The organism is Sphaerothrix gracilis Ecp01, assembly GCF_030405905.1.
GTDB lineage: Bacteria > Cyanobacteriota > Cyanobacteriia > Phormidesmidales > Phormidesmidaceae > Sphaerothrix > Sphaerothrix gracilis.
Genome location: NZ_JASATW010000009.1, coordinates 61,436 through 86,766, shown reverse-complemented (window position 1 = coordinate 86,766; position 25,331 = coordinate 61,436). Strand labels below are relative to the sequence as shown.

Annotated in this window: 24 protein-coding genes, 2 pseudogenes and 1 CRISPR repeat array; of the genes and pseudogenes, 9 read left to right on the top strand and 17 right to left on the bottom strand. The window is 49.6% G+C overall.

Annotated features, from left to right (window positions below):
• The first annotated feature begins 20 nt into the window (after nucleotides 1-20).
• On the top strand, nucleotides 21-695 hold the full coding sequence (locus QJQ48_RS11755; RefSeq protein ID WP_346291421.1) for an HAD family hydrolase: 675 nt from the start codon (nucleotides 21-23) through the stop codon (nucleotides 693-695).
• On the opposite strand, the gene asnB is transcribed toward QJQ48_RS11755, so the two are convergent.
• Complete coding sequence (gene asnB, locus QJQ48_RS11750; RefSeq protein WP_346291420.1) at nucleotides 692-2,713, bottom strand: asparagine synthase (glutamine-hydrolyzing); 2,022 nt, start codon at nucleotides 2,711-2,713, stop codon at nucleotides 692-694. The genes QJQ48_RS11755 and asnB overlap by 4 nt on opposite strands.
• A gap of 323 nt (nucleotides 2,714-3,036) precedes the next feature.
• Between asnB and QJQ48_RS11745 the strand changes: the two are divergent.
• A pseudogene (locus tag QJQ48_RS11745) lies at nucleotides 3,037-3,492 on the top strand (IS5 family transposase); the annotation flags it as partial.
• 427 nt (nucleotides 3,493-3,919) lie between these two features.
• Here the strand turns inward: QJQ48_RS11745 and QJQ48_RS11740 are convergent.
• The 11 genes from QJQ48_RS11740 to cas10 form a co-directional block, all read right to left on the bottom strand.
• Entirely contained in the window at nucleotides 3,920-4,570 is a 651-nt protein-coding gene (locus QJQ48_RS11740; protein WP_346291419.1) for a hypothetical protein, read from the bottom strand.
• Nucleotides 4,571-4,652: 82 nt separating this feature from the next.
• Nucleotides 4,653-7,298: a COR domain-containing protein gene (locus tag QJQ48_RS11735; RefSeq protein WP_346291418.1), complete on the bottom strand. Its 2,646-nt coding sequence runs from the start codon at nucleotides 7,296-7,298 to the stop codon at nucleotides 4,653-4,655.
• 77 nt (nucleotides 7,299-7,375) lie between these two features.
• Nucleotides 7,376-8,419, bottom strand: coding sequence for an RAMP superfamily CRISPR-associated protein (locus tag QJQ48_RS11730; protein ID WP_346291417.1), 1,044 nt, complete (start codon nucleotides 8,417-8,419; stop codon nucleotides 7,376-7,378).
• Complete coding sequence (locus tag QJQ48_RS11725) at nucleotides 8,409-8,894, bottom strand: hypothetical protein (protein ID WP_346291416.1); 486 nt, start codon at nucleotides 8,892-8,894, stop codon at nucleotides 8,409-8,411. The genes QJQ48_RS11730 and QJQ48_RS11725 overlap by 11 nt, the downstream gene beginning before the upstream one ends.
• On the bottom strand, nucleotides 8,891-9,895 hold the full coding sequence (locus tag QJQ48_RS11720; protein WP_346291415.1) for an RAMP superfamily CRISPR-associated protein: 1,005 nt from the start codon (nucleotides 9,893-9,895) through the stop codon (nucleotides 8,891-8,893). Before QJQ48_RS11720 ends, QJQ48_RS11725 begins: the two co-directional genes overlap by 4 nt.
• Before the next feature lie 15 nt (nucleotides 9,896-9,910).
• A complete protein-coding gene (locus QJQ48_RS11715; RefSeq protein ID WP_346291414.1) occupies nucleotides 9,911-10,099 on the bottom strand; it encodes a hypothetical protein in 189 nt (62 codons plus the stop codon).
• 229 nt (nucleotides 10,100-10,328) lie between these two features.
• Entirely contained in the window at nucleotides 10,329-11,180 is an 852-nt protein-coding gene (gene csx7 / locus QJQ48_RS11710) for a type III CRISPR-associated RAMP protein Csx7 (protein WP_346291413.1), read from the bottom strand.
• Between the two features lie 5 nt (nucleotides 11,181-11,185).
• Complete coding sequence (locus QJQ48_RS11705; RefSeq protein ID WP_346291412.1) at nucleotides 11,186-11,620, bottom strand: hypothetical protein; 435 nt, start codon at nucleotides 11,618-11,620, stop codon at nucleotides 11,186-11,188.
• A complete protein-coding gene (csx10, locus tag QJQ48_RS11700) occupies nucleotides 11,617-12,855 on the bottom strand; it encodes a type III-D CRISPR-associated RAMP protein Csx10 (RefSeq protein WP_346291411.1) in 1,239 nt (412 codons plus the stop codon). Before csx10 ends, QJQ48_RS11705 begins: the two co-directional genes overlap by 4 nt.
• Complete coding sequence (locus tag QJQ48_RS11695) at nucleotides 12,852-13,643, bottom strand: RAMP superfamily CRISPR-associated protein (RefSeq protein WP_346291410.1); 792 nt, start codon at nucleotides 13,641-13,643, stop codon at nucleotides 12,852-12,854. Before QJQ48_RS11695 ends, csx10 begins: the two co-directional genes overlap by 4 nt.
• Nucleotides 13,640-16,042 (bottom strand): type III-B CRISPR-associated protein Cas10/Cmr2, encoded by a 2,403-nt coding sequence (cas10, locus tag QJQ48_RS11690; RefSeq protein WP_346291409.1) that lies wholly within the window; start codon nucleotides 16,040-16,042, stop codon nucleotides 13,640-13,642. The genes QJQ48_RS11695 and cas10 overlap by 4 nt, the downstream gene beginning before the upstream one ends.
• Before the next feature lie 176 nt (nucleotides 16,043-16,218).
• Here cas10 and QJQ48_RS11685 point away from each other — a divergent pair, with 176 nt between their 5' ends.
• Nucleotides 16,219-16,347: a hypothetical protein gene (locus tag QJQ48_RS11685; protein ID WP_346291408.1), complete on the top strand. Its 129-nt coding sequence runs from the start codon at nucleotides 16,219-16,221 to the stop codon at nucleotides 16,345-16,347.
• 266 nt (nucleotides 16,348-16,613) lie between these two features.
• A CRISPR array of direct repeats spans nucleotides 16,614-17,222; the repeat unit is 35 nt; unit sequence GTTTCAATCTCATTACCCCGCAAGGGGACGGAAAC.
• Between the two features lie 519 nt (nucleotides 17,223-17,741).
• The gene (locus tag QJQ48_RS11680) at nucleotides 17,742-18,101 is read left to right on the top strand and encodes a four helix bundle protein (RefSeq protein ID WP_346291407.1); all 360 of its coding nucleotides are present in this window, start codon (nucleotides 17,742-17,744) and stop codon (nucleotides 18,099-18,101) included.
• 147 nt (nucleotides 18,102-18,248) lie between these two features.
• Here the strand turns inward: QJQ48_RS11680 and QJQ48_RS11675 are convergent, their stop codons facing one another.
• Entirely contained in the window at nucleotides 18,249-18,425 is a 177-nt protein-coding gene (locus QJQ48_RS11675) for a hypothetical protein (RefSeq protein ID WP_346291406.1), read from the bottom strand.
• A 188-nt stretch (nucleotides 18,426-18,613) separates the two neighbouring features.
• Here QJQ48_RS11675 and QJQ48_RS11670 point away from each other — a divergent pair, with 188 nt between their 5' ends.
• Together QJQ48_RS11670 and QJQ48_RS11665 are read left to right on the top strand one after the other, a co-directional pair.
• Entirely contained in the window at nucleotides 18,614-18,847 is a 234-nt protein-coding gene (locus tag QJQ48_RS11670) for a helix-turn-helix domain-containing protein (protein ID WP_346291405.1), read from the top strand.
• Nucleotides 18,848-18,962: 115 nt separating this feature from the next.
• Nucleotides 18,963-19,256, top strand: a pseudogene (locus QJQ48_RS11665) (hypothetical protein); the annotation flags it as partial.
• Here QJQ48_RS11665 and cas6 read toward each other — a convergent pair.
• Together cas6 and QJQ48_RS11655 are read right to left on the bottom strand one after the other, a co-directional pair.
• On the bottom strand, nucleotides 19,253-20,377 hold the full coding sequence (gene cas6, locus QJQ48_RS11660; RefSeq protein WP_346291404.1) for a CRISPR-associated endoribonuclease Cas6: 1,125 nt from the start codon (nucleotides 20,375-20,377) through the stop codon (nucleotides 19,253-19,255). The pseudogene QJQ48_RS11665 and the gene cas6 sit on opposite strands and share 4 nt — an antisense overlap.
• A 329-nt stretch (nucleotides 20,378-20,706) precedes the next feature.
• Nucleotides 20,707-21,540, bottom strand: coding sequence for a metal ABC transporter permease (locus QJQ48_RS11655; protein WP_346291403.1), 834 nt, complete (start codon nucleotides 21,538-21,540; stop codon nucleotides 20,707-20,709).
• An 88-nt stretch (nucleotides 21,541-21,628) separates the two neighbouring features.
• Here QJQ48_RS11655 and QJQ48_RS11650 point away from each other — a divergent pair, with 88 nt between their 5' ends.
• A complete protein-coding gene (locus QJQ48_RS11650) occupies nucleotides 21,629-22,003 on the top strand; it encodes a four helix bundle protein (RefSeq protein ID WP_346291402.1) in 375 nt (124 codons plus the stop codon).
• 84 nt (nucleotides 22,004-22,087) lie between these two features.
• Here QJQ48_RS11650 and QJQ48_RS11645 read toward each other — a convergent pair whose 3' ends face one another.
• Entirely contained in the window at nucleotides 22,088-22,852 is a 765-nt protein-coding gene (locus tag QJQ48_RS11645) for a metal ABC transporter ATP-binding protein (protein WP_346291546.1), read from the bottom strand.
• 35 nt (nucleotides 22,853-22,887) lie between these two features.
• Nucleotides 22,888-24,042, bottom strand: coding sequence for a metal ABC transporter solute-binding protein, Zn/Mn family (locus QJQ48_RS11640; protein WP_346291401.1), 1,155 nt, complete (start codon nucleotides 24,040-24,042; stop codon nucleotides 22,888-22,890).
• 651 nt (nucleotides 24,043-24,693) lie between these two features.
• Between QJQ48_RS11640 and QJQ48_RS11635 the strand changes: the two genes are divergently transcribed.
• Nucleotides 24,694-25,005, top strand: coding sequence for a hypothetical protein (locus QJQ48_RS11635; protein WP_346291400.1), 312 nt, complete (start codon nucleotides 24,694-24,696; stop codon nucleotides 25,003-25,005).
• The gene (locus QJQ48_RS11630) at nucleotides 24,993-25,205 is read left to right on the top strand and encodes a DUF2283 domain-containing protein (protein WP_346291399.1); all 213 of its coding nucleotides are present in this window, start codon (nucleotides 24,993-24,995) and stop codon (nucleotides 25,203-25,205) included. The genes QJQ48_RS11635 and QJQ48_RS11630 overlap by 13 nt, the downstream gene beginning before the upstream one ends.
• Nucleotides 25,206-25,331: the final 126 nt, after the last annotated feature.

Below are 25,331 nucleotides of genomic sequence, written 5' to 3'. Positions count from 1 at the left end.
GACAGACACTTCAGAAATTGATGCAATATCGCACGATCGCCGCTGACTACGACGGTACCCTGGCCACCGATGGCCGGGTGGATGATGCCACGCTGAACGCCCTGCACTGCTACCGAGAAGCAGGGGGACAGCTTTTGCTCGTGACCGGACGAGAGCTGGCCGAGCTACGGCAGGTATTTCCAGCGGTGACTCTCTGCGATGGCGTCGTAGCGGAAAACGGCGCGGTGTTTTGGCAGCCTCAGACTGAGCAGGCACAGCTTTTGGGGGAACCGCTGCCTGAGCCGTTTGTCACCACGCTCAAGGCCCGTCAGGTTGACCCCATCAGTCAGGGACAGGTGATTGTGGCAACCTGGCAGCCCCATGAACAGACGGTACGGCAGACTATTGAGGAGATGGGGTTAGCGGCTCAGGTGATTCTCAATAAGCGGGCCGTAATGGTGCTGCCCACGGGCGTCAACAAGGCCAGCGGCTTACAAACTGCCCTCAACCAGTTGGGCCTATCGGCTGCCGAGGTTGTGGGCGTTGGCGATGCTGAGAACGACCGCGACCTGCTGCTGACCTGCGGCGTGGGCGTCGCCGTTGAGAATGCCCTGCCAGCATTAAAGGCGATCGCCCACCAAGTCACCACCCAGCCGCGCGGCGCGGGAGTACAGGAACTGGTGGACTGGATTCTCAATGACGCCTGGCCTGCCTAAGCTGCCGTCTGGGCCTGCCAGCCGAGCGATCGCGCTCGTTCTACCGCCACTCTGGGCAGATCAGCGGCGATAAAGTGCTGATGCAAAATCTGGACGCTCAGCAGGTGATTGATCATGGCGTCGAGCTGGACCTGTTCGGCCACGGGAATGTCAGGCTGCTGGTAGCGATCGAAGAGAGCAGAAACGGCAGCGTCGTTAAGCAAACCCGTTGCCGCGATCGCCTGGGGAGAGAGATACTGCTGCGCTAGCCCCAGCATTGCCTTTTGCTTGGCCGGATCGGTGTGGGCCGGGGGAGCCATGAAGGCGAACTTTTGCCGCTTATACAGGGTTTCTGGCAGCAGCGCCCGCATCGTTTCTCTCAAAATATACTTGTCTTTTTGATCGCGAAACCGCAGCCGGGGCGGAATGGTGACGGCAAACTCCACCAGGGGATGATCCAAAAAGGCGGGACGGGCCTCCATCGAGTTCGCCATATCTACCCGATCCCCTGCCCAGCCCAAAACCTGGGACTCAAACTGAGTCTTCACCCAGACATACTGGGCTTTGTCCAGGGGATGACGGCCTGCAAGCTGCTGAGAGTCTAGAGTTTGAGCGATCGCGGCTCCGGGGGAGTAGTGCCGCAGATCGGCCCGGTAGTCGGCTGCCAGCAGGGAGGCTACCTGGGGGGCTGAGGCCAGCCAAGATTGCAGACAGCTGGGGGTAAAGCCGACCCGCTCCGTCAGGGCCGGATCGTCAAGGCGCTCCTGAGCCAGCAGATTACCCTGAAACAGGCGGTTGCTCTCCTGCAGCCAGGTTTCCAGCTCCGCCCGCTCTGCGGCAGAGGCGCTGTCCATGCCGTGCAGAATCATGTCCAAACGGAGCTGGGGATAGCCTGCAAACAGCTCGTCCGAGCCTTCGCCGGTCACTACTACCTTGTAACCTGCCCGGTGTACATGCTCACTCATCAGCAGCTTGGCGACGGTAAACGTGTTGTAAATGCTGCGCTCAGTGTGCCAGAGGGTACGGGCAAAGTGATCGTAGAGATCCTGTCCCCTCACCGTCAAAATGTCCTGGTCAGCTCCCACCGCTGCCGCCATTTCGCGGGCGATCGCCGTTTCGTCATAGTCCGTATCGTCAAAGCCGATGGTGAACGCCTTGACGGGGGACTGCTGACAGGCAGCGGCCACCCCCAGAATCGAGCAGGAGTCAATGCCGCCGGAGAGGTAGCAGGCCACGGGCACATCCGCTTCGAGCCGGAGCTGAATCGCTTCCACAAAATGATGGCGCAGAGTTTCGATGTATTCCTGTTCGCTGAGCTGGGGGCGATCGCCCTGATGGGGAAAATCTAGATCCCAGTAGGTCTGAGTTTGCACCTGTAGCCGTCCCTGCCGCCGCTGACAAATCACCTTCTGTCCTGGCTGCACCGCCTGAATGCCTTCAAAGCAGGTCGTCCCCGGCACCATCGTCTGCATCAGTTGGTGATATAACCCCGCCGCCGCAAAGCGCCGCTGCACGGCTGGGTGGGCAAACAGCACCTTGATTTCAGAGCCAAACACCAGCCCCGCATCGGTCATTGTCCAGTACAGGGGCTTAACGCCAAAGCGATCGCGCACCAAGGTTAGCCGCTCTGCATCGCGCTCGTAGAGGGCAAAGGCAAATTCCCCCCGCAGGTGGGGCAGCGCCTCGCTCAGGCCCAAACGCTCCGTCAGGTGCAGCACCAGCTCCGTATCGCTCTTGGTGGCAAACTGATAGCCCCGCGAAGTCAGGTCAGCCCGCAGCCGCTTGTAGTCGTAGAACTCGCCGTTGTGGGCAATCAGGTAGCGCCCATCCTCAGACAGAAACGGCTGGCAGCCGCGATTGGGGTTGAGGTCGATGATGGCGAGCCGGGCATGGGAAAAGCCCACACCGCAGTCAGGCAGAGTCTTCCAGCCGAAACCGTCGGGGCCGCGATGAAACTGAATCGCCGCCATCGCTACGAGTCGTTCTGGATCAATGGGTTGAGACGCATCATGGTGCATGATGCCAGCAATGCCGCACATAGAAAGTCCTGTTGGCTGTAATACATTAGCGAGCAATTCTATCCTATTGAGCCAAACGACTTCGCTCAACCCTCTGCCAAGCAACGGATTGAGCATTGAGCGAATTCGAAATGCATCCTACATAGATAAATCAGACCTCTTTGCTTAACTTCTCAAAGATGGTGAGATTTCCTAAAAATTGGAGTAAGGTCATGAGAGGGCGTTTGAAAAGTAAAAAAGCTTTCATGACATAGGCTGTCAGTCCAAAAAACACTAGACAGTCGCATGAAAGCTACCTTCAAATCCTATCCCAGTAATCTCACTGCCGCCTAACTTGGCAGCTCATCGCTCCCTATATTCCCGCTGCCAAGTTAGGCGGCAGACCCCGCCGAGTTGATATGCAAGCGGTGCTCAATGCCATCTTCTATGTTTTGGTTTCAGGCTGTAGCTGGCGGATGCTGCCTGCTGACTTTCCCGCCTGACAGACACTCTATAGCTACTTGCGTAACTGGTGCATAGACGGCACCTGGGAACGTATCCATCGCTACTTACGGCAGTGGGTACGCCTGAAACACTCTCGTCACAGCAGTGCCAGCGTGGCTATCATCGATTCCCAATCGGTCAAGCTTGGCTCTCTGAGTCATCAAGCAGTCGGTTTTGATGGTGGCAAGCAAGTCAAAGGACGCAAGCGGCATCTGCTCGTTGATACGCTGGGCTTGATGCTGATGGTAGTGGTCACTGCCGCCAATGTTTCTGACCCAGCTGGGGCGAAGCTTCTCTTTGCCAGATTGCAGCCTCAGCTTGCCCAGCCTTAAGTTGAGCAACCATCGCCTCGCACCAGGCAACAAAATCTTGCTCATAGAGGCGTTTCAAATCTGGGATGGTTTCCATGATGGCAGGCCTTTATCAAAGCTAGCGAAATGACTTGCTAGGGCATGTCATTTCAACAAGGGAGGAAACTCTCTGGATGAGGTGGAGTGATCGCTGGGCTGCTACGGTTTGAATCATGCCGCCTCCTTCAGTTAAGCCAGCACTATCAGCATAAGGTATTGCTCAGTTGACTTTGCGCGTCAGGATGCTGATGGCGGTGCCCGGTTGTGGCCCCGGCAGCAAAAGACTCCACTGCCCCGGCTCAGCAAAGCCCAAGACGTGCAGGGTATGGATGGTGCTGATGACGCTCTGACGCGGGCCAATTAGAAGAACACGGAGGCCATCAGGTACTCTTGCTCAAAAAGTCAACCCTTTCACGCGCTTGAGAGTTCCATTGTCTCGTAAGTCTTCGATTCTGACTTTGAGTAATTGCCCTTCACTCAATTTGCTAGCCAGTTTTGGTTCTTTCTGAGTGAGCCTTATGCTTCCTAAAATCTCGTAGGTTACTTTTTTGCCTTTGATGCCGGTGACGATGGCTTCTAATTCTTGACCCACTGCAAACTGACTGGCTCTAGTAATTGCTTGAATTTCGGCTTCTCTCTCTGAAATTATAAGCATATCGTCTGGCCGCTCAATAATTTCACCCGTAGGAACCCCTTTGCTGTAATACAGTATTAAACGGGCTGCCCAACCTAAAATCTGAAGCGTTTTGTGTAAATCATCTTGGTATGCATCTAAATACTGACTACATACGGAATATAAACTTTGAAAATAAACTAAGGTACGCTTACTGTGCCCTATCGAGTATCCATGGCTTGCCAAAACTTTTAAGTAATCAAATAGTCTCCTACTCGACTCACTTTCATGCTGGCTATCTCTGAGATAAGAAATGACTTTCCAGAGTTCATTAACATCTGTCCCTTCAATCACCAATCGCCTTGCAATAGCGTCAGCAATAGACCATTGCACATCCGTAAGTTCTTTCGAATCGTAAGGATTAAGCTTCATGACCTGTAGTAATAGATAGCATAAATTTAAAGAATGAAGTCATTCCTTATTACGAAGGACAGCTTAGATCTAAGACTCAGATTTAAGCCTCAGTAAATCCTTTTACTCCGGCTACTACTATTTTGACTGCGGGATGATCAACGGCTTCTTCAATAGCAGTTGCTCCCGCTTCCTTCAGGGCACCTATGACACGCTTCCTCAAACTAGGATCGTTTTCAATTTTGTCAACTGCCCTAGCACCTAACATTGCTGTCGTTTCATTAGGATAGTCTTTTGATAACTGCTCAAGCAAAGCCTTGATATCTCTGGATGCTTTGGCAAGATCTTGGGAGTTGTTAAACTGATACATTTTTTTGTCGCGAGCAACGTTATCTCCTTTGCCAAAGTGGTTCTGTGTGATTTCAGACATTGGGTTCTCCTGAATGTTTTGATTGTGCAAATGAATCTCGATATTTTTGTCACTTTGGGCATTTAGCGGAATATCCCCTTGAGCTTCTTGAAATTCTTGATGATCTTCTTCGGGCTCATAGTTTATATCATCAATCAAACTTCTAACTTGAATCTTTTCGTAACTATTCCTACAGTCAATAGTATCCTGCTTGTCATCAATATACTTGTATAAAAGCTTGATTGGATAAAACTCTGGCTGCTGGTTATTTGTACAGAGACTGCAATTGCAAGGGACTAATTCCGAAAATTTAAGCTTCTCAAATAAGCTATGTATGATGTCAAACTCATGCCTAATAATTGACATTAATTCTTTCTTTCGCTTACCACTAACACGTATAAAAACGTCTCCTTTATAATAGTGATAGTTTTCGACGACCTCCGCTTTAGTTTTTTCTTTACTGAGTACTACCCCATTTTTCCATACAAGCTTTTGATCTTCAATCAAAGGATTCATATCCACAATGAATCTAGTGATAATTCCTTTGGGCATGAAATCATATTTGTAATGTAAAAGTAGGTTGTAAGACTCATCCCAGTAATACTGAGGCTGATCAGTACTAAGTAGAGCCGGTACAATAAAAAATCCTGGTCGGCTAGGAATTTCATAGCAAAGCTTAAATTTAAGCATCAGCCTTAGCAGCTGAGATTGCATAAAAAAGTAATTGCTCTGATTCCATATTTCATCCAGATTCGTGCGATCAAAAGCTCCCCTATTTCTAATAACAGTTTCACTGTCTAGTACTTTGTATACTGCATCTGTAGCCCAAGCAGGCTTAAGTATTATGATATCTTTCAAAAGCTCATCCATTTGAAAATGCAAGCAAACGCCTAAATCATGGAGATATTTACTAAGTTGGAGTTTATCGTTGAGTTTTTTAAATCCATTTTCCTCACAGAGCTTAAAATACTCTTCTAAAGTAATATAATTTCTAGAATCATTTTCCAGTTTTTCACGTACTCTAAGCCAGTTTCTCGGCAAGCTTGAGCCAATATGCTCTAGCCGCTTGAGGTAATACTTGCTACTCTCAATGACTTCTTGTAGCCCTTCACCTGTTGCAAGATTGGCAGAAATATTCTCTTTCAGGTTTAAAAACTGACCTCTGAGTTGCTGCTCATTAATTTCTCGATGGCGTCCGTTTTTCCTGTTTTTTAAAATTATCAAAGGACTTTCATTGCTTAAAAGCTTCACTACATTTAGCCAATAAAAGAAATCAGTATCTTCAGTTCGATTGTCTGCAACCAAAATATACAAGGAACGTTGGGTCAGGAAAAATTTGTGCGTTGCATAGTAAATTTCCTGTCCTCCAAAATCCCAAAGGTTGACCCGAAATATCTTGTCCTCTTCTATACCAAAATTCCATTGAGTAATTTCTATTCCTTCTGTAGATGACTCATCTCCAAGTGGGTAATATGGATCAATGATTTTTTTCGCTAATGTAGTCTTACCTGCACCAGGCTCACCAATAATCAATAGTTTAGCTTCATATATGTAAGCAGAGTCCTGTTCAAATTGCTGCCTATAAAAATTGAGTATTTCGGCTGTCGTTTGTTGTCTTATTTCAGGCGGAAGAGATGAAAGGGGATTGCCATTGATCGTTAATTCATCTAAATCTAATTCTCCGATAGTAACTGGCAAAACATTTAGATTGTTATCAATTAAATGAAGTTCCCTCAAAGATTTGAGCTTATTTATCTCTGATGGCAACACCAATAATTGATTTCCACTAAGGTGAAGAATCTCAATGCTTTTAAGATCTTTAATTTCTACTGGCAATATCTCAATTAAATTATTTCGAATATAAAATTCGCGAAGTTTGAGGAGCTTTTTTATTTCTGAAGGTATAATTCTAATCTTGTTATAGCTAACAAAAAAATATTCTAAATTCTCAAGCTGTCCAAGTTCGACGGGAAGTGACTTTAGTTGGTTAGATCTTACATCTAATTTTTTAAGTTTTCCAAGCCCTCCGATTTCTTGTGGGATACAAGAAAGACTGTTTCTTCTGAGATTAAGCTCTTCTAAATTAACTAGTTTTTTTATGTCTTTTGATACATGGCTTATTTGATTATTGCTCAAGTCTAATTCTCTTAGATTTTTAAGTCCTAAAATTTCTACAGGGAAGTCAGACAAACGATTATTGTTAAGGTAAAGGCACGTTAAATTTTGAAGCTTTGCAAATTCTGGCGGCAAGGAACTTATTTGATTCTCGGACAAGTCCAGTGAGGTCAATCTATTCTCTAAAGCATCCTCAATGATTTGATGTAATTCTTCGCTATCCATACTGGAGTTCTCCGCTCTCACTCAAATATCCTTAAAGATTTCTATCAACATGCCTTTTGAGCTGTATTTTTTCTGTTTTAGTACATGCCTTCCGGCGGTTCCCTATCAGTAGGATAGAGGAGTATTCGTGTTAGTCTTTCTAACTGCATTTGTTCAATCAAATTCTTATGAGCTTCTTTAAAGAGGTGATTCATAAAGCTCTTAAGCTCCCTACCATCTAGGATTCGTTCCCCTGTATGGGTGAAAGATGAATAACGTTCTTTTAAGTTTTGGAAAGAATTAATCAACCTTAATGAGTTGGCAGTGACTATCACTGTTCCCATTCCAATAGGCTTACCAGATCCAAGCTTTAAAGCAATAGGATATTCAGGATCTTGTCCTAAAGCTATTAGTAAACATCCTAATTGGGCTTCTGAAAGATTAATGAATTTTATATGCGTATTAAAGCTATACTCTCTTCCTGCTTGCTGGATAGGGATCCCCCTGCTCCCTGCATCTTGAGCTTTAACAAAGTGATAGTAAAATTTTCTTCCTGCTGCCTGTTTACTATTAAAGTAAGCATTTCGTTCCTCAGGACGGGGACGATAAAGTGAAGGCATGAAACCTATAGCAGATTGAGTGGATTCGCAGATGGCATCGGTGAATCGAACTAAACCTTGCCAATCTAGAGCACCAAACACTTGACTAGCCGGGCACAGACTTTCTTTACTGCGACAGGGCAGTCGGTCTTTGGGGATCTCTTGTCGATAGCGATTGGTGATGACGGCTAAGGTGCTGTTAGTAATGGCTTCGTAGATAGCGCGAATACAGCCTTTGAGCGAACTGCCCTGAATCAGCAGTTGCTCATTTTTACCCTGCACCATGGTTTTGATCAGGGGGACTCGACTGCCTACGTCACTTCCAAGCGCCGTGACCCCAGTGGAGACATGTAGAGCTGTTAATACCTTCAGGGTGAGGTGCAGCGTTCCGTGATAGCAGTTATCGGCATAGCGGTGATGGCCAATGGGGGCTCTCAAAAACGGTCGCTGTCGGGGAAAGGGTACCAGCGCATAGGGTTTCTCTGGGCCTTCAGCGGTTTGAGGCGATCGCTTGATTGGTCGATTGGGTCGTTTACTTACCACGCTTTACTCCCCTCAATGCTACAAATTGCACACTGCCCGTCTGACCGTCGATAAAATATCGCTGACCAATATCAAGATCCTCTGGATAATGGATGCCTCGCGGTAGTTTAGTTTCTGTCTCAGGATAAAAGTGGGCATTCAAGTCACGAATCAACCACTCCTGCTCTTGAACGAGTGGCTTTAGAGTTGCATCTGTAACAGCAGTGCTAGACAGTAACAGTACCTCATAGCGATCGCCTCGTTGTTTCCAGCGGAACTCTCTGTCTTGATTGAAAACCTGCCCTTCTGTGCAGACAAAGTCACTGGGCAAATCCGAGTTGAATCTAGTGCGATCGGGCCATCGCAAACAGTGCCAAGCTCTGCCTGTAATGCAACGTCTCATTAACTGATCGAGAGAAGACTGATCCAAAGTAGTCCGTGAGATATAGACAAATCCTTGCAGTGCAGTGTAGCTTTCAGCAGTGGCTTGGGTCACTGTGTAACCTCCACCAGTCTCCGACTCCAGGCACTCACCGCCGCTTCAAATAGTTCCTCGACGTTGCCTTCTGGCCACTGAAGCTGAACCCCCAAGCCGTATTGCATCTCTTCAAGACGCGGTATACCATTGGGGCCGTACTCTCGGAGAAAGTAAACGTCATCGGGAGGAAATCCATAACTTTGACGCTCGTTATTGGTTAGAAAGGCCCCAGCTCCCTTTAAAGCGATGGATGGCCACTGGGTATTGCTGCCTAGGGTGACAATTTGTTCTTCTCGGATAACACAGCCGGGATATTCCACCCTAGCCTCGTTGAATTTGACGGCAACTAACCCCATTCCCCGTGACTTAGCAAAGCCCAAGCCAAACCAGCCATCGTCGAGATCGCGCAGCACTAGTCCTAGCAACCCAAGCTGCTCCAGTGTGAAATTCTTGAGGTGGATTTTGGTGCGAAATTCCCCCTCGGTGCAAACTTGATAGTTGAATGGACCAACCGCAACAGAACCAAACACCCGATCAATGGCGACCCCATTGCGTTCTTCTAATCGAGGTTTAGGTTTCTTAGGATCGGGGTAGGCGTCTTCAATGCGGAGGCGACTGGCGATCGCCACGCTGCCAAACAGTTGATCCGTAAACGACGACCACCGATAGATTTTCTGAGTATCGGTCTGCTTTTCCAGATAGGTATAGCTCTTTCGATCCAGAGGATCGGTTGCCCAAAGCGGCATTAGGGGATCTGCTTGGGGATCTAAATCGAGTAAGTTGAGAGGCCGCTGATCGCTGCCAATGGTTCTAACAATACGTTCGGCGTGAGCCCGCAATGCCCCTTTTAGAGAACTGCCGGGAAAGAAGATTGAACGTCCACCCGCATGATACGTCTCGACAAATTCCATATCAGGCTTGGTCGGGTTCGCACCTTCCTTTCCCGATTTGACCAAGACTGGCCCTTGAGGCATCAGCGTGAGATCAATAGTGCAGTGATTAACAAGTCGTTTATGCATAAAAACTCGATGAAACTAGCGACCAAACCTAAACCAACTATTTTTTTCTGAAATATCAAATTGATTAATTTCGTCTTCTGTACATTTGATTACAAGTGTTTCATACCCACGGCTATCTAAAATCCGATTTACTTCACGCAAAAACTCTGGATCATTGAGTAATTTTATCGAGTAACGGCTTTTAGGAGCTTTTGTTGGAATCATACCGATTCATCCACAGACTTCTGCCCTACTAAATTCCATTCGACGCAATGCAAATGGCAGCTCAAATTCTCGACTGTCACTATGTAAAATGACTTTGACTTTCCTGTTTTAGCGATTTTCCTCCAGTTCAGCTCTTGCGTTTATTCGACAAGATTTCCGCCAAGCAAAGAAAGCAAACAGGGCACTTGAAATTGCCAATAATATCAGAAAGAAAGCCCAGCCACTCCATTTAAGCCTCCTGCATCGCCATATCTGGATTCAAATGCTGGATTAGGGCTTCAGTCCAATCTTGTTTGTAAGCAGTAAATGATTCTGAAGAAAGTTTGTAATGAGCGTCTTTTTCGTTGGCGATTAATCGTTTGAGATACATCAGCAGTTCGTCTGGGCGGTCTTCAGAATAATCGATCCACCAAACATCTTGAAGATCAAGCTTGACGACACCTAACCCGCGCGATTGCCCGCCCCCTAAAGGAATCTGCTCACTTTCAAATTGGTGCAGACCAATCATGATTAAGCCCAATTCCCAATCTTCAGCGTTCTCGATCACAGCTTGAAAATCAAATTTGACGCCCGCTGGAACCACCTGAAAATCATAGAGTCTGCCGTCCTCAGCCGTTTCAGTGTCACGGTTAATGGAAACTCCATCCCGTTCTTGATACTGACCGAACCAGGTTTCTGGTTTAACGGTGAGGTCTCGTACCTGAAACTTGCTGGCTTGCCAGGGAGTGCCAAAAATCTTAGAAACTTCGTCAGTTATGTTATTGAGGGCAGTGGTTAATGCTTCGTCATTACCGCTATGCTGCTCTTTCAACGCTTTGACTCGCTCGTTCATTTCTCGGCTGACCAAATCGGAAGGATCCTGAGCTAAATCAGGATGAATGCCTCGTAAAAATGCTTCGAGGCGCGATCGCATGGCTCCCTTAAAGCTCGATCCAGGAATCAGCGGTTTACCCAACGCATCTTTCACTACCGGCAAATCAGAACCGATGGGTTCGAGCGATCGCCCCTGGCTAATTCTCAACGCAGTCACGGTCGTAAGGGTACCTGTGATATCTAAGCGATTTTTGAAAACATCAAACATGGTATTTATCCCTCACGATTTGAGTTCAAATATCTGAGATGGCGCGCACCATAACCCAGATATCGACGAATTAGCTCCATCTGCACTCGTTTCTTCTCATCTTTCTCCTGAGCGGTCTCGACGATCTCTTGAGCTGAGTTTTTGAGTTGACCGTCAATATCTCGAATAATGCGCTCAGCCAGTGATTTCTCACCTCGTCCCCACTTTCGTTCTCGTCCTACCTGATAGCGGATGAAGTTTTTCACGACTTCGGGGCTTTCAGTACTATCGGCAACTCTCACCAAGTTGCGAAACTGAGACTCTTCTAGCTTGTCGCGACCCGAGGTAGGATATTCACAGCTATTCAAAGCATCTTCAACCGCAATCACCAAGGCGTCTTCGGCGTGACGAATGCCCCGCTGAATTTCAAGTTCGTGTTCTGGGCTGATGGTCTTATTCACACTGGCTCCTCTCGCATAACCTGATGAAACTCGTCGCACACTCTGATTTGGCCAAAGCCTTCACTGGTTCGTTCGCCAATTCCGTTTTGCTCTAACTTCGCCAATTTTTCTATCCAGTCATCCTGTTCAGTTGTTGGAATACTGAATAGAAAGACGCTGCCCATTACCGTTACCAGATCTACATCTTTGGCCAGTCCCCAAGCCGCATTCCACCCAGAGCGGTAACCATAACTGCTGTAGGCCATTTCCAGCTTGACCTTGCTATCAGGGAGTTTGGCGAGTAGGCACAACATATTGGCAGATAGCACAAAGGTGCGTCGCCAGTTCTCCACCAAAATCGCCTCAGATTCTAATCCGATGGCAAAGAATGTCTTGTCCTGTATTGGCTGAGCACTCGTACCGAAGAGGCTCCATTGTTGCCAACGCTGATTTAAACAGTCATTAAACGCATCAAGTCGGTTCTGAATCTCCTGAGTTGATACAGTAGCTTCCTCTTGATCAACGTTAAGTTCGACTCGTCCCAATCCACGGGAAGTCGAACCACCTAATCGGAAGCGATCGCAATTTCGACCAATAAAGAAGTACAACTGCTCAGCCAAATTGTCATCATTTATTAGAATAGAGCTGTGACAAATAGTGGGCTGACGCTTTTCTTTTCCCTGAGACTCATTCAGCACTTCCAGGCTGTAGAGGATTTCATCTTGAGCTGTGGCCCGTCGGCGATTGATACCAACTCGTGTCAGCAATCGTTTGCTAACTGAATGCGAAAAGTACTTTCCCTTGACTTTGCTGTAGAACCCATCGAAAGACTCTACGCGATCGCCCTCTTTGCTATTCGGTTCGTAGAACAGGCCATGCTCTCTGGCACAGAAACTATCAATCAGAGCATCAAAAACTCCTGCCTTCCTAGGCTTAAAGCCACTATCCGTTTTCGAACTGAGAGCGGTAGCAGGCAGAACTCGGGTTTTACCTGGACTGACAATGTAATCATCGTCTCCACACTTAGCGATCGCGGGATAGGCATTCTGGAAAATTGCGGCCCCTTCTCCGACAAATAGTCTGTGGAAGTCATCTCCGATTTCAGGAGTACCATGCTGCAACAGTTTGCCTGCGATCGCCCCCCGAATTACGGTGCCGGGAATGTAGTCTAACGCTTCGCTGACGGAGCCACCGGGTTTGCGTTGACCGATTGCTAAGGGAGCTTGAGCGGTAATTGTGAGGTTGATGCGCTTCATGATTCACCTCCCGCTGTAGCAAAGGCTTGGGATTTCGCATCCTGCCTAGGTGCCTTACCGAGAAAATCCCAGGTAGTTTGGTCGATATCAGACTCGTCAAATAGCGGTGTCTGCCATTGCAGCCAACCCAGCCCTGTGGATTTGCCGCCCCCCAAAGCATGAATGTGTTTGAGTCCTGCAACCAGCAGCACTTTGGTAAAGTTAGGTGATCCTGCCTCCAGGGTGATGCTGCCAGTAAAGGCTAGCTGGGCATTGGCCGGAGACGTTTCTAAGAAGTACAGCTTTTTCTCTTCAGCAGTGCGGCGACGGCGGTTGATGGTGACGCCAGGGCGCAGCACATTGGGGATATTTTCTGGGGGTTCTGTGCAGACCAAATCGCTGAATTCGACTTTGGCAGGCAAGGCAGGATTGCCAAAAATTTGGCAAATTAGACAGTGGTGTTGCTTACGACCATCCGCAAAGGTTGTTTCAAGGTCGTAATCGTTGAGTTGAAATGCCGCATGATCTAACCCCCTTTGAGGACACATGGTTTGGGCAACGGGTGATTCGCAGGTAGGCCAACCTAAACCACGGGTCAGTTTTTCGCATTCATGGCGCAGCCGACCTTTAAGCTGTGAGGCCGGAATCACCAGCCGACCATTGGCGGTTTTAAGGATTGGTTTATCGGCTTGAGAACCCGAAGAACCTCCGGCTCCTACACAGAGCGCAGTGTCGATTATTGCCGTCAGGGGAATGATTTCTCCTAAGTTGGCTTGAGCAGGCTGATTGAGTGTATTGAGAGAAATCATGCTGATACCTCCCCACCCTGCGCTGATTCGGCGGCATCTTGTGATGCTCTTGGGGGAGCTTCCGAAACCTCAATAAAGTCGTATAGCTCTACCAGCTCTCGCCATAAGGTTTCATAAGTGGTTTTGTCGTTTTTGCGCTGAGCCGTTGACCAAGGAGCTAGATTGCCCCGGTTGGTTTCGGCTTCGCACCATGCTGTCTCAAAGTGACTTTCCAAAAGTCGCTGATCATCCTTGCCAAGTCGGATGCGGAAGTAGCGATAGTTCAAGATGGCAGTGCGCTTGCCTCGTTCCAGCAAGCTTCGGATTTGATAGAGCTGCGATCGCGGAAAACCAGACTTTTTCACCGCTCTCACCGTTTCAATTAAACCATTGAGTTCATGCAAGGTATAAGGCGCTGCATACAGCTTCAGTTCTTGCTGCCGCTCGGGGAACCGCACTGTCAGCCCCTCATTACGGAACGACTCAATACTTGACGAAATCATCGTGACGGCCTTAAGGGTGAGGAAATCGACCGTGCCGCCAAAGTAACCCTTGTCTCGTAGATCTTTTGCCTTTTTCTTTGCGGATTTGAGTAGTTGTGAAACGAGCTTGTCAGCATAATAAATCGGTGTGTTTTCAGCGGTAATCAAAACGCCACTGGAGATGCTCAAGCAACATTTCGACTGAGGAGCTTCTTCCTTTCTATAGCGATGGCAAGCGCTAGGATCTTTTTGATCGACTGGATCAATTCCATATCGCAACTTTTCTTTGCCAGCTTCATCTCTGTCGGTCTTGCTCTGCAAAATCTCCTCAAACTTTTCACCAATCTTCTTAGCAACTTCCAAGGCCGTATTTGCGGGCACTATTAGCAGCACATCATCGCCGCCGATCGCGATAATCTCAAAGGGATGAATCCAGACGGGACGCTTATTATCGCGAGACGATTTGGCGTCGGGAGTGTAGTAGTGAGGTTTAACGCAGTGAGCTAAGGCCCAGTAAACAGACTGCTCCGTGGCTTCAAACACGTCTTGGCTGAACTGTTGATACTGCTCTGGTGTTTTGATTTTGTCGCGGATGTACTGCCCCATGTTGTTGCCGTCGGCATAAATATACGCAACAAATCCATTGGGATCAGCAGCTCCAATTTCTGCTAGTGCGCGGGCCTCACGTCTATACACATCTCGAACAAGTCTCTGGCGTGTTCTTCGAGGATAAAAAATATGGTGAGCGGCATCGTAGAGGCTGACAAACCCAGTTTCATCTATAAATTGCTCAAACTTGCTGACCCAACTAATCAGCGACCCAGGTTTCCATAATTGATTTCTTCCTTGCACCTGTTGTCGAAAAGCAGAAGCAGGACTGAAATACCACCTACTTCTAGAGTATTCACGCTTAGAGATTTGTCCGACAAGGTATTTTCGGGCTATGGGTTCTGAGAACTTAGGAGTTTTGGTTAACTGACCAGCAGAAACCTGCATAACTGCCGATCGCCTGTCGCTGTCATCCCGCATTAAATAAGGATGGGTCTCAAACATTGGGGGATAGCGGCGACTGGGACGGCGTGAATCGGGTGCATCGTAACCACTACGGCGTTGGTTAAACTGATTCGCCAACTTACCCACCAGCTCGCTAAAGCCCTTGCGCTGTCTGAAGGCTTCTACAGGAGTCAGGGCTTCGACTTCATTCCCCTGATCGTCAGTCTTTTTGAACAGGCCGAAATAGGCGCGAAAAGCTGGATTATCTTTGTGAGACTCAAGGTTATCGAGCCAAAGGGCATTCTTAATGGGGCTAGCCAGCAGTCCCAGGTAAACTTCCAGAGGGCTGAAGGTGTCACCCACCGCGCAGGCATTTGCGGTTAGGGTTTCAGTGGTGTAGCGTTTCTCGATCGCATTGGTTAAATCGTCTACCAAATCGGCTGGACAGAATGCCAGAATATTGCCTCCGGTAGAGTAGACAACCATTTCTGGAGTCAGAGCCTCTTCTAAGGAGCGAAAGTTGCGATGCAACCAATCACTCCGAATCTGGCGACAATAGGCTGCCGCGTCACGACACTGTTGAAAGCGATCGCCATCCTCCTCGCCTCTAAAAAAAGCAGGCAGGTCGATCAGATTAATGCGATCGAGCAGGGCTGACGCGCCGCGAATCTCTTGCAGATCGGCAGATTCGAAGACATACTGCTTAATTTTGGTAGCCCCGCCATACACCAAGCCGATTTTGCGGCTCCACAGCAGATTATGCTTTTGGGTAAAGGCCGCTAGCTGAGACTGATCTTTGAAGGTATCAAAAGGATTTTGCAGAATTGCGGCAGCGGCATCAAGATCTTGAATAACACTATCTACAGTAAGGTCGCTTTGCCAAGCCAAACAGTGCGCGATCGCAGTCTTAATTTGCTTGGCAATCTTTTGTCTGTCGATATCCATGCAAGCTGGGACTAAATTCAGCGGAAAACGCTGAAGGGACAATTTTATCTGCTTAAAGATAGCCAGTAATTTCCACTACTCGCCGCAAGTATGAACTTCTCTTTACATACCAAGAGAGAATTCAACATGATAATTACTTAACTAAAGGGTTTATTACGCGTGTCTAGTGCGCCTGCTTGAAGAATGTCAAGGTGGTGATGCGATTGCGAGACTCGCGTCCTCAGGGGGAGGTGATAGCGCCTTGGGCGTTGCGGCAGCGCATGGGGGAGGAGGTAAGGCAGGAGACGGCAAGCTATGAGGAATAAAAATGTTGCAAAATGCGTCGTTTTTATGGACATGGCTTAAAAGCTTGAGTATTATCGAGCAAAAGCTCCCAAATCTGAGGGGGTCTGCCGATCCTTGAAAACCGCATAACTTCGTTGCCCCCCTCAGATTGCTTTCCGTGCAAGGGTTTGAGCCCTGTTTGAAGAGGGGTTATTGACAGTGATTCTCATCTATTTGGCCTTAAAACAGACCCCCTCAGATTTGGGGTGTTGAAGGCCTTGCCCAGCAAGGGCTCCAGATCGAGGGGGGTTCAATCTCATTACCCCACAAGGGGACGGAAACCAGTTGGTGTCTCCACATTGCTCCCCGGCACAAGGAGGCTAGTTTCAATCTCATTACCCCGCAAGGGGACGGAAACAAAACACCCAAAACACCCAAGCAAACCCGTGCGATAGTTTCAATCTCATTACCCCGCAAGGGGACGGAAACTTGACGTCAACGGTAAATTTTGACCTAATGGGTTTCAATCTCATTACCCCGCAAGGGGACGGAAACTTGCACTCCTGTGTCACCCTGGACTGCCAGGTCATTAGGGTTTCAATCTCATTACCCCGCAAGGGGACGGAAACTCGATGGTTGTACAGCACAGGGGAGATAGTTTCCTAGTTTCAATCTCATTACCCCGCAAGGGGACGGAAACAGCTATGGTCATAGCCATCATGTTCTGACGTCTTGTTTCAATCTCATTACCCCGCAAGGGGACGGAAACCCTGGGGAACCTCAGAGGCCGGGGCATTTTCTGGGTTTCAATCTCATTACCCCGCAAGGGGACGGAAACCTGCTTCACCAGGGAGGAGACCCTCCTCTGGTTGCTCAACCGGGTTTCAATCTCATTACCCCGCAAGGGGACGGAAACCTTAACCAAGGTAGAAGTTAGAAGGCAAAAGTATGAAAGGGATGGCGTACAAGATGTTGGAGTCAATGCTATAAAAAGTCTGTGACCCTATGCACTATGGGATCGCCTTTGAACCTCCCTTCACCTTAGATTTCAGCTAATTTCTGCCCTCTGCCCTCAGATTTCTGCCCTTTATCCAGGGGACGGAAACCTTAACCAAGTGAGAGGGCAGAAGGCAGAAGGATGAAAGGGATAGGTTGCAAGATATTGGAGCCGATGCAATGAGAAGTCTGCAACCCTGCTCAATATGCAATCACGAAGTGTCCCCGCCAAGAGAATTGCCCTTAAACCTTTCTCCACCTCAAGTTTCAGCCTCTATTTCAGCCTTCTCTTCCCTTCTGTCCTCTGATTTCAGCCTTCTCGCTTCCCTTCATCCCTCTGCCCTCAGATTTCTAACTTCCCTCCCCTTCATCCCTCTGCCCTCAGATTTCTGCCTTTTCATCTGGGCACCTTAAAAGCATTCAAAACTTCACAATCGCAATGCCTAGTGATCTTAAAGAGCGCACTAAAGCTTTTTCGCTTAGGATCATCCGTCTTTATACAGCTCTACCCAATAGCACAGTCGCTCAAACCATTGGCAAGCAGGTTTTACGGAGTGGGACTTCCGTAGGCGCTCACTATCGAGAAGCTCACCGGGCCAGATCCACTGCCGAATTTGTCAGCAAGCTCAACGGCGGTCTTCAGGAACTTGAAGAAACAGCCTACTGGCTAGAGCTTTTGAGCGAAGCAGCCATCCTCGAAACGAGCCGCCTACAATCCCTATTTGCAGAAACCCAAGAACTCATTGCTATCTTTGTCACCTCGATCAAAAACGCAAAGCAGAACAAAGCAAAAGGGTAAATGAATTTGACAATGAGCTACTCTAATCCAAACAAACCAGGAATCTCAGCCCTCCCTTAAACAACCTTTACCCAACCCCCCCTGCCCTCAGCTTCTGACTTCTGATTTTTACCTTTACTTCATCCCTCTGCCCTCTAATTTCTGCCTTTATTTCTCCGGCGGCTCAAACACTACGGTAAATTTTGCAGTTGGCATGAGGCGGCGCAGAATTTTGAGATGGTTTTCGGCAGCGTTGCAATAGCGAAAGCGGCCTACGGTGATGCGCTGGCAGCGGGGTAGGAGGCGAATGATGCACCAGGGATAGAGGCGATCGCGGTATTCCATGAGTTGACTCCTCGATGAGTAAAAAAATTGACAGCAGAAACTGACGGCCCAGTGACCGTTTCAGCGCTATTTGATGAGAGACTAATTAGGCGAACAAATGAGACAGAGCTTCGGCGGCGATCGCTCTGAAAAATCTGTCTCTAAAATCAGCAAAAGTAAACTCTAGGGTGTACACCTGAAAGTATAGTATGCCTGATGGCAATAAGCAATTAACGTTAGGAGAACTTAGGAAGCGAGCAGGTTTAACACAGCGCCAGTTAGCTGAAGCAATGGGAGTTACGGTCAAGTCAGTCAGCGCCTGGGAGCGCGGTGTTGTAGCTCCTCGTTTAACCTTTGTCGAGACTCAAAAGCTTACAGAAATTTTGGCCTGCTCGTTTCAAGATTTAGTGGCTGCTACAAATCAGCCAGAAAATTCAGATTAGTGGAATGACCAGCTTAAGAACGTAGGTTAGGCCAACAGCGGAAACTTAAAAGCCTTGTCGATTTTGGGTTTCGCTCTGCTCAACACCAACCTACAAAGACTCCAATTTTAGCTGTGTCTTTGATCAGCCCTATTTGCTCCTGGGAGAAGCCAAACAAGACAAGTTCGAGGAAGGTTGGGCCCAGTGCCTAGCCGAAATGATTGCCGCTCAGCGGCTCAACCAAGCTGAAATCACGGTTTTTGGCATCGTGTCAAACGGCGATCGCTGGCAGTTTGGTCAACTTGCCGCCGCCAGCTTTACCAAAAACATCACCTTCTACTCTATCCAAGCCCTAGATGCGCTCTTTGCCGCAGTCAACTTTCTGTTTCAACAGTGCGATCGCCAGCTTGACCAGGCTTTAGCGGCTTAAGAGTTTGCTCCTCGCAGCGATCGCCGGGCCAGTTTGCTATAGGTTTTTACCGTCTCATAGGGCATCTCCAAATCTGTAGCGATCGCCTGCAAAGAATCCCCCAGTTCCCGCCGCGCTAGCACTGTCGCCCAGGTTTCGGCAATATTTTGAGCGCGATCGCCCCCCTGTCGCTTCCGCTGGGCCGCAAAGGTTTCGGTTAGTTCTGCAATTCGCTCCGCCAGCAGAGCTTCTACGGAAGCCGTTTCCGGTAGAGACAGAGCAGACTGCCAGCCCAGCCGGGTTTGTCCTAGGCCGAACGTGGTTTTGTGCCCGGTGCCGCAGTAGGGCGCAAGCTGGGTCAGCGTATAAAACAGCGTTTGAAAATCGGGCTGCTCTGCTGCGCGGCGAGCCAGACTGTAGGCGATCGCCCCCACAAATCCTGTGACCGAGCCGCGCTTACCGGCAGCGACTTTTTGCGATTCCAGATGATGCCGCTGGATAATGACGTGGTTGTCAATCCAGTCGAGGAAAGCATCTTGATCCACAGACTCTCCCGAAAAGTGATTCCAACGGCGCAGGTAGCTGTGGAAGACATTGGCGGGCCAGGGCAGTGGTAGGTGATGCCCCTTGCGCCGGAAGCTGGTGGGGCTGAGAAAGCTGAGGCTAACGCTGCCAGATTGCTCTTTTCCTTGCCGAGAGAGCTGGGCGTAGGTCGTGGGAGGATGGGCAACTTGGACGTTTTTAATTTGCAGCGGTGTGTTTTTGAGTGCCACTTCGTCTGGGAGCTGCCGCAGCCAGCGTTCTAAGCCAGCGACGGTTCGAGCGGAGAGGGCATTGAGGTGCCACTGATAAGTTTTGCCCTTTTGCAACTGCAGGTCGCGGCTGTGGGGTACAAACTGGCCGCTGAGTCCTGAGAGGTTAAAAGGCTTTTCTGATTCCCCGTCGTGCAGATAGGCGGAGAGTTCGGCGTCAAACTGCTGAATCTGCTGCAAAAACCAGGCGTGTAGACCAATGGTGTATTGCGGGTAGAGGGGGCTATCGGCGATCGCCTGCAGATTAAACACCAGTCCCACCAGTTCAGTTTTCTTGGGCCAGAGGGTTTTAGTGGTGAGATCAAGCGTGGTCGATTTGGCGCGAGGCATAGGTGTAAGTGTGATTAGCTGACTGGGGTTCAGCGTCGGCAAGCGACCCTGGATGCCGACGGATTTTCACAGTATAGTCTCAGTCCCCCAGTGGGGATATGGGGAATGACATATTTCTTCAGCATTCAGTTAGTGTTTGACAAATACGGCGCAGCAGCGGTTTTTGCAGCAGTTTGAGGGTCGACGGTGTACTTCAGAGTCTTCAAACTGAAACCGCTTGTCTGTGAGCTAGAAAAAGTGGCGATCGCGGCTTTTCTGAACCAGACAATTCCCTTCATACGGAACAGTTCTGGCGGCAGGCGATCGCCAAGGAACTGCTGAAACTTCAGTCAAGGAACCAAAACGCGAGCTTTAGGAATCAGAATAGCCAGCAGAAACATGGCCAGTTGCACAGTAACAATGCTAGGGCCAGAGGGGAGGTCAAACAGGGCGGACACGATCATGCCGATGACGGCGCTGACGGCACCTAGGCCAGCAGAGAGGAGGATGTAGTGAGAAAATTTGCGGCTGAGCAGGCGGGCGGCGCAGGCGGGAATCACTACAAAGGCGCTGATCAGTAAAACGCCGATCGCCTTAATGGAAATGCTGACTACCAAGGCCAGCAGCACAATAAAGGCGGTGCGCTGGGCTGAGACGTTTACACCACGGGCGATCGCCATCGGTTCGTTCAGAGTGAGGAGAATTTGCGATCGCAGCGTTAGGCCAATGAACGCCGCGCATACTGCCAGCAGCAGGGCGCTGAAGATTAGATCAGCGGTCTGCACAGCCAAGATATCGCCAAATAATAGATCGGTGATGCCTCCCTGATACTCGTCCCGAAAACTGAGCAGAATAATGCCTAGGGCCAGGGATGACGAACAAACGATTTGCAGTAAGGCATCACTCCAAAGGTGAGTGTGTTCTAGAAAGTAAGCCACCCCCAGGGCAAACAGCACCGCAAAGGGCAACAGCGACCAGGACGGACTGAAGTCCAACAATACCCCAATGCCGATGCCTAGCAGCGCCGACTCTCCTAGGGCCTCGCTAAAGAAAGAAAGCTGCCGCAGGATGGTAAAGCTGCCCAGCAAACCGCCCATGAGTCCGCTCAAAACGCCGCCCATCAACGCCCGTTGCATGAAGGACAGTTGGAAGAGTTCGATAAGGCTGGTGAGTTCGGGGGGCATGGGGGGAGTGGGGGAGTGGGGAGTGGGGAATGGGGGATGAGGGAATGGGAAGAATGGGAAAGGAGAATTGGATTTTGGGGTGTGTGGGATGGCGGCGGGGAAAATTCAGTCTTATCGGGATTTGGAAGTTTGGCAGAAAGGGATGTCATTGGCAGAAGTCTGCTATCGCATCACGAAGACATTTCCGAAACAAGAAGTTTATGGCATGGTTTCACAAATTCGGAGAGCAGCGGTTTCAATTCCAGCCAATATCGCGGAAGGCTATGGACGAGAATATCGAAACGAATACATTAGATTTCTGCGGATTGCTCAAGGTTCTCTCAAAGAACTAGAGACTCATCTTCTGCTTGCCGTGCGGGTTGAATTAATCACAACAAAAACAGCTCAACCAATCCTCGCTCAATGCGAATCTACCGGTAAATTGCTGCGTGCCCTCCTCCGCGCTCTCCATAAAAATCAATAACCCCACCCCCCTACTCCCCACTCCCCCATTCCCCACTCCCCACTCCCCTATTCCCCACTCCCTCATTCCCCACTCCCCCTTGACCTAACAGGTGTGATGATAACGAACGAAATCCGAACCATAGGCGAGTGATAGCTGCTCCGGGGCGAGGGCATGATCGGGAGGTCCCTGGCACAGCAGTCGCCGGTTCATACAGAGAACGCGATCGCAGTTACGACGCACCATATCCAGGTCATGAGAAATCTGCAAAATGGCCCAGCCTTGTTCCTGCTTCAGCTGATAGAGCAACTGATAAAAATCAGATTCACCGCGCACATCCAAACCTGCCGGAGCTTCATCCAAAATCAGTAGGGAGCGGGGACGCACCAGACAATAGGCCAGCAGCACCCGTTTGGTTTCCCCGCCTGACAGGCTACTGACTAGCTGATTGCGCAGGTGCCAGACCTCTACTTGGGTCAATGCGGCTCGCACGGCATGACGCCGTTCCCGACCGCCAACCCACGGCAGTTGGGGCCCTACCCGGTCCCAGCCCAATCCCACCAGTTCCAACACAGTGACCGGGATACGGCGATCGAACAAAAAGTTCTGCGGCAGGTAAGCAATCTGCTGTCGCACCACAGCCGGGAGATGTCCCTTGGCAGACAATGGCTGACCCAATACCGAAACCTGCCCCGCCTGGTGTGGCACAATGCCCAGCACCGCCTGAATCAGGGTACTTTTTCCGGCTCCGTTAGGGCCAATGATTGCTGTGTCGGTCCCGGCAGGTACCGTAAAGGACATCTCCTGCACCGCCGGGTGAGTCCCGCGATACACCGTTAACCCCTGCACTACTAAAACCGGATCGTTCAAGCGCTCACTCCCGACTACACCCAGAAAATCACCAATCAGAACCGCAGACCCACCCGCTGGGGCACGACGGCCACAGGTTGGGGCACCCAGCGCGGCAGCCATGCCTGCTCGGAGGACGCAAAGGAAGCCGCAAGATTATCGGCGTTCTGACGCATGGTAGTGAGGTAGTAGTCAGGCTGAATCGCCTCGACAGGTCCGGTTTCAAGGGGATCAAACACGCTGACCTCAATGTCGAGGTCATTGGCGATCGCATCAAAAGATTCCTGCCCGGCCTGGGGTTCGGTTAGGATCGTCTTCAGCCCTTCTGCCTGCACCGTTTCCATCACTTGCTTCACATCTTCAGGCGAGGGACTTTCTTCAGGAATGCCTACCAGCGTTTCGGACTGCAGTTCATAGCTGTCGGCAAAATAAGCGGCAAAGTCGTGGAACACTACAAAGGTTTGTCCCGCAAAGGGAGCGAGCGTTTCGGTGATTTCGGTATCTAGAGTCTCTAGCTCGGTGATGAAGGCTTCAGCGTTAGCGGTATATTCGGCTTCACCGTCTGGATCAGCGGCAATCAGCCCGTCTCGAATGTTTTCCACCTGTTCGATCGCCCGCTTGGGATCTAACCAAACATGAGGATCGAATTCACCATGAGCGTGACCGTGAGCTTCGCCTTCGCCGTGGGCTTCTTCCTCAGCATGGCTATGCTCTTCGCCTTCGCCGTGACCATGACCATGCTCTTCCCCTTCGCTGTGACCATGACTATGACCCTGTTCTGCGTCGGTGGTAAGCGTAGCAATGCCTTCGCTGGAGTCAATAATGGCCAGGTCTGCGTTTTCGGCATTTGCGATCAAGTCATCTAGAAAAAACTCGATTTCCAGACCATTTTTCACCAACACATCGGCAGCGGCGAGCGCCTGAGCGTCACCAGGTTTGGCCTGATACTCGTGGGGGCCGACGTTTGTGGGCAGCAGTTGCACGACCTCAGCGCGATCGCCCGCTACGGCTGTGGTGAACTGCGTGATGGGCAGAATGGTCGTCACCACCTGCAACGGATCTTCTGGAGCAGCGCTCACTTCCGCATCAGTCGCCTCTGAGGACTCTGCTTCGCCAGTGGGAGCGCTAGTGGCGCAACTGCCCAGGCCAAGGGCGATCGCCACCGAGGATGCCAGCAGTAGAGCGGTTCGAGAAGGAAAGAGTTGGGGCATGGAGCACTCTCCTAAAAGGCTTGAAAGAACTGATCTAGCTTTTTGATAATGATTATCGTTCTAATCAATTTTAATATGCTAGAGGTTCCCCCCCTGTCTGTCAATTACCAAGCCGATGGGTGCAGGGTTTATTGGGGCAACGCTTCAGAAGCAGAGGGCCGTGTATTGTGAGTCGTTACGCTGGAAGATGGAGAAACGGTTCACAACGCCTTCTTTGATCGCAATTTTTACCAACGCCAACTTAGGGGAGATGCACCTCAATGAAGCTGACCTATTTCCCAGATACCGATACCCTCTACATGGACATTGCCCCCGCCGCCATCGGTGGATTGAAACATACGGGTATCTCCGTTTTCGGTTTGAGGAAAACGGGGAATTCTCCAGCGTTTCCCAAATGAGGCGCAACGAAGAAGCTAGATCATAAAAATGATCCCAGATGTCTCGTTTTAACCACCGTTAAGCGGGATGTTCAGGGGAATTGAAGAGGTGCAAACTCTTCTTTTCCCCGCCTAGAACCATTCCCCGTGAAGACGATTGGATAGGAAGCGATCAACCCCGTACAACCGTATTTGTTATTTGTTGACGAGGGGGCGATCGCGGCCTCAAATTCCTTCATCGACTACCCTTGCCAGACTTACCTAAAATGAGGCAATGGAGCTAACAACTTCGCGTAATGGGATTCCCATTCGCCTATCAGACGAGCGGTGGAGCCATATCATTCGGAGACATCCTGAGATGGATGGCTGTTGGGATATGGTGATTGAAACACTTGCTATGCCTGATTTAATTCAAGCGGGCGATTCTGGTGAATTGCTGGCTGTTCGTCTTTACGACAAAACGACCTTGGGGCGCAAATACGTGGTGGTTGCCTACCGCGAGACTAGTGCAACGGATGGTTTTATTTTGACGGCGTATCTCACCCGCCGCCCATCTCAACAAAGAGAGGTTTTATGGACACGCTAAAGATTTTGCAGACATCTGATCACGCGAACTGGGACTATGACGATGAAGCCGATGTCTTATATCTATCGGTAGGAGAACCGCGCCCTGCGGTTGGGGTGGATATTGGGGATGGGGTGGTATTACGCTACGACGAAGCAACCCAAGAGGTGGTGGGGCTGACGGTGATTGGTCTGCGGGCTAAGCTGGCGAAAGCCGCATAGCTGAGCCTGTGGGAGAAATGCCCTCGAAGGTGAAGCTATACCCAATCGGGATATCGTCTCTCCAATACATAATCGCTCCGTACAGCTGTATTGGTTGATTTGTTGATGAAGGGGCGATTGCGGCAG